General features: G+C 63.5%; 9 protein-coding genes. 2 read left to right on the forward strand and 7 right to left on the reverse strand.

Features of this window, described 5'->3' with window-relative positions; genetic code table 11:
- The coding region (locus VNH11_35330; protein HVA51667.1) for a phage integrase N-terminal SAM-like domain-containing protein at positions 1–184 on the reverse strand (184 nt) is incomplete at its 3' end.
- Between the two features lie 866 nt (positions 185–1,050).
- Between VNH11_35330 and VNH11_35335 the strand changes: the two genes are divergently transcribed.
- On the forward strand, positions 1,051–2,526 hold the full coding sequence (locus tag VNH11_35335) for an HlyD family efflux transporter periplasmic adaptor subunit (protein HVA51668.1): 1,476 nt from the start codon (positions 1,051–1,053) through the stop codon (positions 2,524–2,526).
- A 226-nt stretch (positions 2,527–2,752) separates the two neighbouring features.
- Here VNH11_35335 and VNH11_35340 read toward each other — a convergent pair whose 3' ends face one another.
- The 5 genes from VNH11_35340 to VNH11_35360 all read right to left on the reverse strand — a co-directional run bounded on the left by VNH11_35340 (position 2,753) and on the right by VNH11_35360 (position 8,130).
- Complete coding sequence (locus VNH11_35340) at positions 2,753–3,109, reverse strand: type II toxin-antitoxin system PemK/MazF family toxin (protein HVA51669.1); 357 nt, start codon at positions 3,107–3,109, stop codon at positions 2,753–2,755.
- Positions 3,106–3,345 (reverse strand): hypothetical protein, encoded by a 240-nt coding sequence (locus VNH11_35345; GenBank protein HVA51670.1) that lies wholly within the window; start codon positions 3,343–3,345, stop codon positions 3,106–3,108. Before VNH11_35345 ends, VNH11_35340 begins: the two co-directional genes overlap by 4 nt.
- Before the next feature lie 308 nt (positions 3,346–3,653).
- Positions 3,654–4,961, reverse strand: coding sequence for a DUF1501 domain-containing protein (locus VNH11_35350; protein ID HVA51671.1), 1,308 nt, complete (start codon positions 4,959–4,961; stop codon positions 3,654–3,656).
- A gap of 203 nt (positions 4,962–5,164) precedes the next feature.
- On the reverse strand, positions 5,165–6,931 hold the full coding sequence (locus VNH11_35355) for a DUF1549 and DUF1553 domain-containing protein (GenBank protein ID HVA51672.1): 1,767 nt from the start codon (positions 6,929–6,931) through the stop codon (positions 5,165–5,167).
- A 590-nt stretch (positions 6,932–7,521) separates the two neighbouring features.
- On the reverse strand, positions 7,522–8,130 hold the full coding sequence (locus VNH11_35360; GenBank protein HVA51673.1) for a sigma-70 family RNA polymerase sigma factor: 609 nt from the start codon (positions 8,128–8,130) through the stop codon (positions 7,522–7,524).
- A 316-nt stretch (positions 8,131–8,446) separates the two neighbouring features.
- On the opposite strand from VNH11_35360, the gene VNH11_35365 reads away from it, so the two are divergent.
- A complete protein-coding gene (locus VNH11_35365; GenBank protein HVA51674.1) occupies positions 8,447–9,127 on the forward strand; it encodes a phytanoyl-CoA dioxygenase family protein in 681 nt (226 codons plus the stop codon).
- 139 nt (positions 9,128–9,266) lie between these two features.
- Here the strand turns inward: VNH11_35365 and VNH11_35370 are convergent.
- A partial coding sequence (locus VNH11_35370) for a hypothetical protein (protein ID HVA51675.1) occupies positions 9,267–9,470 on the reverse strand: 204 nt, incomplete at its 5' end.

Genomic DNA, 9,470 nt, shown 5'->3' on the forward strand with positions numbered 1-9,470 from the left:
AAACGCGTCGTTCTTGCGTCAGGTGCAACAGGTAGGCCCGGACTTGCTCTTGGCTGAGTCGTTCGGGCGACTGTCGATAGTGCCGCGCCAGGCCCACGACGTGGCTGACATACGAGCGAATGGTGCCCGCGGAACGGTTGCAAAGTTGTAGATCCTGGATCAGACGCTGGCGAAGAGGAGTCATGGGAGTGCCCTTCTGGAAGTGCCGGAGACGGGAATCGCGCTCACCTTCCCAGCATGCGCGGACCTCCACACGCGCGCGCAAGTCGTCAAATTCGGTATCTTCGTTACCACCGGACCAGGGCTTTCTGACGACCCGTCATGCAGCTTGGCGTCATCACTTCCATCGCCCCCCGCCTGCGGGCTCGCCACCGCGCAGCGGTTTAGTCCAATTTGCAATAACGGGAAAAACCCGAGGGATTTCAGCATCTCGTAGTTCCGCGGTGGTATGTTTCCGGCGCGGGCTTCCGGCATCGTGCGTCATTCTGGCGCGGCGTTGGCTTGCGCTGCTTTACGTCTCGCCACGGTCCATCCGCCACTCCCACGCCTGGGTGGCGCAGGCCATGCCGCTGGCTCGCCCGGCGGTTGCTGACGCGGGCTGTCTACAGAGCGGCCGCTCAAACCAGCCTCCGCCGGGCAAGCCGGCGGCGTCCGCTCGGAACCAAACCATTCTTGTGTTCTATCTCGCGACTGGCTTGGGATTGGATCAGTTGCAGGCGTCCGCCTGCTTGGCTCCCCGTGTTCTACCGCGCCGTTGGCTTGGGACCGGATGTTTTTCGACTTCTCACCGCAGCCCGAGGAACGCCGGCGGGCTGCTTCGCCGCACGGACAAAAAAATTGCTCAAAGAACAGGCAGCCAGAGGACCACTACGCACATCATTTGAGCAGCAGCCATGCGCTCGCGGCCCCGTGCATGGGAACCGTTCTTGACTCGCCGGCCTCAATCCATCAACATTCAGTGATGGATTGACCCGCCTCGCCGGCACCCCACAGCCCACCGCGTGCCCGGCGAAAACGCTTGCCTACCTTTTGACTTTCACCAAGACGTTGATGGCCGTCGCGCCCACCGTACCCGCTGGCGTTGTTTTTCGCCTTTGGCGATGCTGCGCCGTGATGGGCGTGGCGGTTGCCGCACTGGCGTGTGCGTTGCCCCTGCTGCGTCGCCCGCCGGCGGACCTGCCGGAAATGACCGTCGTCCATCGCGGCGACGTGGTGGCCACGCTCGATGTCGAGGGCAATGTCGAAAGCGCGCACAACTTCGATATCACCTGCCGGGTGAAGGGCGGCAGCACGATTTTGTGGATTGTGCCCGACGGCACTCACGTGAATCAGGGCGATGAGCTGGTGCGGTTCGATTCGTCGGCCATCGAAGATTTGCTGAGCCAGCAGGCGATCGTCGTCGAACAGGCACGGGCGGCCCAGATCGCCGCCGAGCACGAGCTGTCGGCGGCGCGGCTGGCCTTGCCCGAATATGTGCAAGGCACGTTCGTCGAGCTGAACCAGCAAGCGGACGCGGCCATCGCCACGGCCGGGCACAACCTGCGCTTGGCACAACAAACGCTGGCGGCCCACCGGCGATTGTTTCGGTCGGGCTATGTAGGGCACGGGCAAGTCCAGGCCTGCGCCTTCGGCGTGGAACAAGCCGAGCTGCAGCTTGACATTGCCCGGCGGGCCAAGACCGTGCTGGAAGATTACAACCGCCCCAAAATGACGCAAGAGATCGAGACGCGGCTGGCGACGGCCGCGGCACTGGTCCGCTCGACGACCGCCGAGTTCGAGTTGGCACAGAAGCAGTTGGCCCGCTATCACCAGCAGATCGACCACTGCACCGTGCGGGCACCGCACAGCGGACTGGCGATCTATGCCAACGACCCCCGCCGCTCCAGCAGCGACGGTCCCCAGATCGAGGCGGGCGTGTTCGTGCGCCAGCGGCAGGCGGTGCTGTGGTTGCCCGACTTGGCGACGATGCAGGCGCGAGTGCTGGTTCACGAGTCTTCGGTGTTGCGACTGCGGCCGGGGCAGCGGGCCGCGGTGCGTGTGCGCGGCCGCGAGTTTCCGGCGACGGTCACCCAGATCTCCAACCAGCCGTTCCCGATGCGCAGCAGCCAGCAGCACCTGAAATACTTTGTCGTCGTGGCGAAGATTGAAGAGCCGTCGCCCGGCTTGCGGCCCGGCGAGAGCGCCGACGTGGCACTGTTGCTCGACTACCGGCCCGACGTGCTCCGCGCGCCGTTGGAGACCGTGGTCAAGGAGCGCGACGGCGCGTTCGTGTGGGTCGAACACGACGGCACGCTTGAACCGCGGCGCGTCGAGCTGGGGACCTGCGGTGACGACGGCATGGCGGAAATCCGCCGCGGCGCCAGCGAGGGCGAACAAGTCGTGGTCAACCCCCGCGACACGCTTCCGGAAATGGGCATCGAGGTCGATTCGCCCTCCGAGCGCGGGCCGGACCGCTTCCGCCCGAAGCAGCACGTCACTACGGCGTCCCACGCGCAGCACACCGGCGGGAATGCCGCCGGGGGATAAAGGGGAGAGAGCGGAGGAAGACGAATGGCTAAACTACAGATCGCCGTCGCGGGCACTGGGAGCACGCGTCTCCGCTCGAGCGACAACTCGACCACTTCCGCGCCATGATCCGCAGCGAATCGCAACCGTTGGTGACGGCGCAAGATGCCGTGCAGAATCGCCGCGTCGCTGCGGCGATCATCAAGGCAGCGAAGAGCGGCAACGCCGTCATCACGTCCTGAGATACTCAGGTGATCTCCAGAATGACTTTCAGACAACCATTGAGCTTGACCAACATTGCCGACGACAGCTTACCAATGACGGCGGAGACCCGGTCTTCGCTGATGGTGGCCAGTTGCAGGCAGGTTGCGAGAGAATCTTGAGCCAGTCCAGTGGCTTGGCCTTCTGGAGTCGTTATCTCAATCAGGAGATTCGCCGCGTCCGCGGCGCGGCTTAGGTTGCTGGTGATCTCGGCGACAATGATGTGCCGCTCACTTTGGTTGTACTTATCCGCCTGGATGACGACAGCCGGCCGCTTCTTGCCTCGGCCACCGGCCGCGTGCGGGACTCGTGTGAGGATGACGTCGCCGCGCTGGACCTTCATCGGTGGTCGTCCTGATAAGGTTCCATCCCTTCCCAGCCCAGGGCCTCAAGCGTCTCAGCCCGCAGCAGATCTCTTTCCTCGTCCGACCAGGCACCCGCGTCATAAGCGGCCAGTTGGGCGTACTGTTCCTCGGGCAGCAGGACGAAACGCTGCTGCGTCTTGGGATTGACCAGTCGGGGAGGACTGGTCTGCGCCTGCTCCAATGCACACACTTGCTGCTCGGTCAACTCGATCATGACAATCTCCTTCGTTCGATCGGACTCACGCGATCCACAGATCACGACAAGCCTGTTCGTACCTCCTCCCCGGCAGATTATATCATACCGATTGCCCTCAGATACTCTGAGGACGGCGACTTTTAGTCAGCGCGTTTCAAGCGATTCAGAGTCTTGTAACCCTCGTGCCGGAAGGCTTGCGCTGTGGGCTCGTAACCGACCCCGTCGTTGGTCTCTCTCGGTCTCTCCCTCCTCCGCAAAGCGGGCCGGCGAAGCGCAAAGCTCGCCGGCCCACCGCATGCTCGTCGGTCCGACTTTGCCAGGCGCGATTAGAACAACTCTTTGATCACGCGGCCGGAGTTGGCGATCTTCATCGGGCGGTTGTTCTTGCTGGTGAAGGTCTTTTCCAGCGAGACGCCCAGGGCCTTCAATACCGAGGCCATCACGTCTTCCGAGGTGTACGGCTCGGTCGTGACTGCGGTGCCGTCTTCGTTGGTGGCGCCGATGGCCTGCCCGCCCTTCATGCCGGCGCCGCCCACCACCACGCTCCAGCTCCGCGCCCAGTGGTCGCGGCCGGCGGTGCCGTTGATCCGCGGCGTGCGGCTGAACTCGCCCATCCACACGATCGCCGTGTCTTGCAGCATGCCGCGCTGATCGAGGTCTTCGATCAAGGCGCTCATCGGCCGGTCGAGCTGCGGCAGCTTGTTCTCGAACGTGGTGAAGATGTTCTGGTGGTTGTCCCAGCCGCCGAAGTCGACTTCGACGAACGACACGCCTTCTTCCACCAGGCGGCGGGCCATCAAGCAGCCACGGGCAAAACCCGGATTGGCCATGCCCATGCCGCGGCCAGCCGGGGCGCCGATCACGCCGTACCGCTCCAGCACTTCCTTCGGCTCCTTGTCGGTCTTGAAGGCCGCCATCTGCTGGCTGGTCATCAGCGAGATGGTCTTCTCCAGGATCTTCTTGTGGTCGTTCGGTTCGTCGCCGCGACTCTGCTTGGCGAAGTTCTCTTCGATGGTCCGCAAGGTCAGCAGCCGCTGCTCGAGGCGGGCCTGATCGAGATCGAACTTCAAGTTGCGCACGTCGCCATTGGTGTCGACCACGAACGGCGCGTAGGTCATGCCCAAGAAGCCCGGCCCCACGCTGGCGCCGCCGATCGAGACGAACGGCGGAATCTGCAGGTCGGGCACCTGATCGGCCAGCTCATGGGCCACCACCGCGCCGTAGCTGGGGTGATCGACCGTGGTGCTGGGCACATAGCCGGTGTGCATGTAGTAGCGGCCGCGGTTGTGATCGGCCTCGCGCGTGCTCATGGAGCGGACCACGGCCACGTGCTTCATCTGCTGGGCCATCAGCGGCATGTGCTCGCAGATCCGCAGGTCGCCGGTGGTGTCGATCGGCGTGAACTTCCCGCCGGTGTTGGTGCCCGGCTTCAGATCCCAGATGTCCATCGTGCTCGGTCCGCCGCTCATCCACAGCAGGATGCACGCTTTGTGCTTCTTCTTCAACTCCGCGGCGCTGGCGGCCAGGGCGTTGGTGAAGTTGATGGCGGGCAAGGCCAGGGCCGACGCGCCGGCCAGGTGTTGCATGAAATGCCGGCGGCTCATGCCGGCGGGCGTGACGGACGTTCGGAACATGGCTCTTCTCCTGGGAGGGGTGTTTTGCTGGGTGGCGGCCCAGCCGTCATTATAGCGGCGGCTGCGGTCGTTGCCCAACGAATTACAGGTCTTTGGTTTTTGGGTTTCATAGGGTGGGACCAGCGAGCTTGCGAGCGCCGGCCCACCGATAGTGACGTCGTTTACGGTGGGCCGGCGCTCGCAAGCTCGCTGGTCCCACCCACCTAGTGATTCAAGATAAACTCATTGCTATTCAAAAGTGCCCACCATATATCTTCCAGCGCGGTGGTGGTGTTGCCGGACTGCGCGGTCAACAGGCTGTTGGCCACCTGCACCTCGCCGCGCGAAGGACGCCGGGCCAATGCCGCCAGATACAACTCATTGAGCGCACGCTCGGCCTTGGGCGAAAGCTGCGACAAGAAGCTGCCGGTCTCGCCGCGGGTGGCTTTGCGTGTCAATTCGCCGTTCATCATCACCAAGGTCTGGGCGATGGTGCCGTCGAACGTGGTCGCTTCGTCGTTCTCGTCGGTGCCGAAGGCGATGGCAAACTGCTCCAGCCAGCGGTCTTTCAGGCGTTGCTGCTCTTCATAACCGGCCTGCGTGCGGTCCGCCCCAGTCGCCACCAGCAGCGACTCGTAAAGCTGCTCGGCCGACATCTGCCGCAGGTAAAAATGACTAAACAGCGGCGGCGCGCCCATCGTCGGGTCGTCGGCCGCGTTGCCCAGCTTCGGGCCGAACTTGCTCGACAGGGCGTAGGCGTCGCTGAGCACGATCCAACGCATCAGCCGCTTCAGGTCGTAACCGTGCCCGGCGAATTCTTCGCCCAGCCGGGCCAGCAGCTCCGGGTGCGAAGGCGGATTGTGCGGACCCAGATCGTCGACCGGCTTGGTGAACCCGTACCCCAGAAAATGCGCCCACAGACGATTGACGATCGCCGCCTTCAACTCGTTCGAGCGGCTCACCAGCCGGGCCAGCTCGCGGCGGCGATCGACGACCGACACCAGCCCGTTGGGATCGATCTTCGTGCCGTCGATGAACGTCGGATAGGCCACTTGCAAGATGCCGTTGCGCAGCTCGAAGTAGACCTCCGCCTCGCGCGGATCGCCTCCTTCGCCGGCAAAATCTTCGTCGACCAGCCGCACCACCTTAAGCTGGTTCCCTTCCCGCTCCCGCTCTTCACGTGCCTGGCGGAAGAAGGCGTTCAGTTCCCAGAAGCGGTTCTGCTTCCAATCGTTGAACGGATGGTTGTGGCATTGCGTGCATTGCAATTGCAGACCCAAAAAAATCTGCGCGGTCTTGGCGGTGGCCGGCGCCGCCCGCTCTTGCAGGTGTTGCAGCAAGAAGTTTACGGCGCCATTGTATTCGGAATTACGGTATTCCGAGTTACGGTATTCGGAGTTACCGTACGCCACCTCGAGCGGCCGGTTCGCTCCCCTGGCGCTAATCAATTCATAAACGAACTGGTTGTACGGCTTGTTCGCCAAGAACGAACGGCGGAGATATTGCTGCAGACCCTCGCGGTTGACGGGGCTGTTCGGCTCCATGCCGCCCGTGCGGCCGATCAGCAAGTTGGTCCACAGCGTCGTCCAATATCGGGCGAATGTCTCGACATATTGGTCGCTATACTGATCGTCAGCATGCGGGCCTTCACCCAGCAAACGATCGACGAGTTTTGCCCGCTTGTTGCGAGCGCCGCCCTTAGACCCATTGTCGATCAAGAACGCTTCCAGCTCGTGGATCGTGGGAATGCGGCCGATCAGGTCGAGATAGACGCGGCGGCACCATTCGCTTTCGGTGGCCACCGGCGATGGCCGGACGCCCGCCTCTTTCCAACGGCTTTTGAGTGCCGCATTGATGTAGGCGATGATTTGGGCGTCGCTCGTCGCCGAGGTCGAGAGAGCGCTTTCCAGCGAGGCGGCTGCCAGTGCATTGCCGGCCGTGCTTGGATCGTCCGTGGTCCGTGGTCCGTGGTCCGTGGTTTTCGTAGACAATCCGCGCTCGGGGGCCGTTGTAACCGCGCCGCCGGCAATCGCCGGCGCATCGGCGGCGTTGGAACGGATTTCGTTTCCTTCAGCGCGCCGCACAGAAGGAACAGGCCTGGTTGCTACACCGATAGGCCTGGTCGCTACATCGATAGGCCTGGTCGCCGCGTTCGCCCGATCGGTTGCCTTGGCCGCCGGACGCGGTTGCGCTTCCGATGGCCGCCTCGATGGTTTTGAGCGCTCGGCCACGAGCGGGCGGGCCTTTTGCAAACGGCCGCCCGCGGAGAAGACCCAATAGCCGCCGGCCACGATGACGAGCGAAGCCGCCAGCGCCAGCGGGAGCCAGCGTGTTGAGTGCGAGCGATTTGCCTCGGCGACCTCGGGCCCGCCGTTGGCGAGGCGGGACGCCCGTGAGAGAGAGAGCGAGGGAACGACAATCGGACGTGGCGCAGGGGGGACGCTGCGCATCGTCTCGCTCTGTCGTTCCCTCGCTTCCTCGCTCCGTCTCTCCCTGAGCGCGGCGACGATCTTATCCGTCAAGTCCGGCGTCTGCGCGCCGCCCAGGGCTTCTTCCAAACAAGCTTCCAGAATCCGGTCGTTCACGGGCCCCGCCTTTCGCCGGCCAAGTTTTTTTCGATGCACTCGCGAAGCTGCTGTTTGGCCCGCTGTAACAGGTTCTTGGCACCGTCTTCACTCAGTTCCAGTGCCGTGGCGATGTCGGCCCGCGAGGCCTGCCGGCCGAACCGCAGATCGAGGGCCTGCCGTGCCCGATCGGTCAGCTTTTGCAGACACGCGCGCAAGGCGTCCATCAGTTCTTGGCCGTCGTCTTTGGCCGCCCAGCGCAGCCATGCGGCTTCGGCCTCGTCCAACTCGGTGGTGGCCACGGCGCGGCGCCGGCCGGAGAGGAACAGATTGCGGGCGACCTGCCGCAAGTAAGCGGCGGTGGCCTGGCGGTTATAGTCTTGAAACGGTTTGGTGAGCACGGCCAAAAAGGTGTCTTGTGTCAAATCATCAGCTTCGGCGGCCGGGCAACCCAGCACTCGCAAGTAACGCCACACGCCGGTTTGATGTTCGCGGACCAGCCGGGCCACATCGAGCGGCAAGGCGTCGCCATTGACCGCATCGCCTTGGACCGCATCGCCTTGGACAGTGGGCGAGTCGGGCCCTGGCGGGGCGGCGGCGCCCGTGGTAGCCGGTTCGTTCGCCATTGACCTTAAAGCGCCGGAAGGGCCGAAATGTACTCAAAGAAAATGCCAAAAAGTTGCCGCACGGCATAAGTCATTGTAGCAGCGAGCTTTGCGGACTGCAGTCGCTTGTTCGGCGACATTTCGATAATATGGAAGTCGGTGCAAAACCATTCTTTCCACGGTGATTCATGACCGCGATCAGCACTGGATTGAGCTCGGAGCTTACGGCTACCGTGCAAAGCCTCGCGTCGCGCGTCGAATCGCTTGAGCGTACGCGAGGCGAGGCCGCCACAGGTCGATGCGCGCCTGGGCGACCCGCGAGCGGTAGACACACGACGTGATCGAAATCGAACCCGACGGCTTCTCGATCGTTCCGCATGTCATCGACGGTCGCCAAGCGGATCTGTTAATCGCAGCCGTTGATAAGCACCACCCTGGCCGTGCTGCGGCCTATGGGCGACGAGACCTGTTGAGCGTGCCGGAGGTCGTCGAGCTCGCGACTTCAAAAGGCATCCGGGCGCTGGTGGTGCCGGTGTTGGGTAAGGCGGCTTTTGCGGTCCGCGGGCTGTGGTTCGACAAATTACCCCTGGCGAACTGGAAAGTCGCCTGGCACCAAGATCTGACGATTGCCGTCCGACAGCGTGTCGACGTGGCTGGCTTTCAGGCTTGGTCGGTCAAGGATGGTGTACCTCACGTGCAGCCGCCCGCCGAAGTTCTCGAACGCATGCTGGCCGTCCGCATCCATCTCGACGACTGCGGCCAGCGCGATGGGCCGCTGCGCGTCATTCCTCGCTCGCACGGGTCTGGTAGGCTGTCGGCCGCGGCCATCGAACAGTGGAAACAGACCGGCCAGGAGCGCGCCTGTTGCGTCCCCCAAGGCGGCGCCTTGTTGATGCGGCCGCTGCTGTTGCACTCCTCGTCCGCCGCGGACCATCCAGGTCACCGTCGAGTGATTCATTTGGAGTTTGCGTCCGGCGAACTGCCCGGCGGACTGGAGTGGCACACGCGGCTGTTATAATTACCTGCGCCGACCGAATCTGCTAAACTACCCCCACGCCCCGCCGTTTTTCAGCTCGCTTGTGGGTGCTTTTCTCCGTGATGGCGTGGGCCGCGCTGGTCGCCCTGGTGTACCGAGCGGTAGAACGGGAGTACACGACCTATAGATCGGCCTGGGAGTCGCCGGAGTACCAGCCATGAGCCGCCGTTTTCAGTTCAGCTTGCGAGCAGCAATTCCCGCTGACCCAAAAAATGGCCTGAAATTGGGGGTTGGGGCGGCCGGCTTTCGCGAACCGGCGGTCTGAACAGGTGTTCTCGCGCGGCAGGTCGGTGGCTATAATCTGGCCAGCGGTTTCGGATGACCG

The organism is Pirellulales bacterium, assembly GCA_035533075.1.
Classification (GTDB): domain Bacteria; phylum Planctomycetota; class Planctomycetia; order Pirellulales; family JAICIG01; genus DASSFG01.

Bases quoted from the DNA above. Each gene is read 5' to 3' on its own strand.
- VNH11_35335 (HVA51668.1), top strand. From the start codon at position 1,051: ATGGCCGTCGCGCCCACCGTACCCGCTGGCGTTGTTTTTCGCCTTTGG.
- VNH11_35340 (HVA51669.1), bottom strand. From the start codon at position 3,109: ATGAAGGTCCAGCGCGGCGACGTCATCCTCACACGAGTCCCGCACGCG.
- VNH11_35345 (HVA51670.1), bottom strand. From the start codon at position 3,345: ATGATCGAGTTGACCGAGCAGCAAGTGTGTGCATTGGAGCAGGCGCAG.
- VNH11_35350 (HVA51671.1), bottom strand. From the start codon at position 4,961: ATGTTCCGAACGTCCGTCACGCCCGCCGGCATGAGCCGCCGGCATTTC.
- VNH11_35360 (HVA51673.1), bottom strand. From the start codon at position 8,130: ATGGCGAACGAACCGGCTACCACGGGCGCCGCCGCCCCGCCAGGGCCC.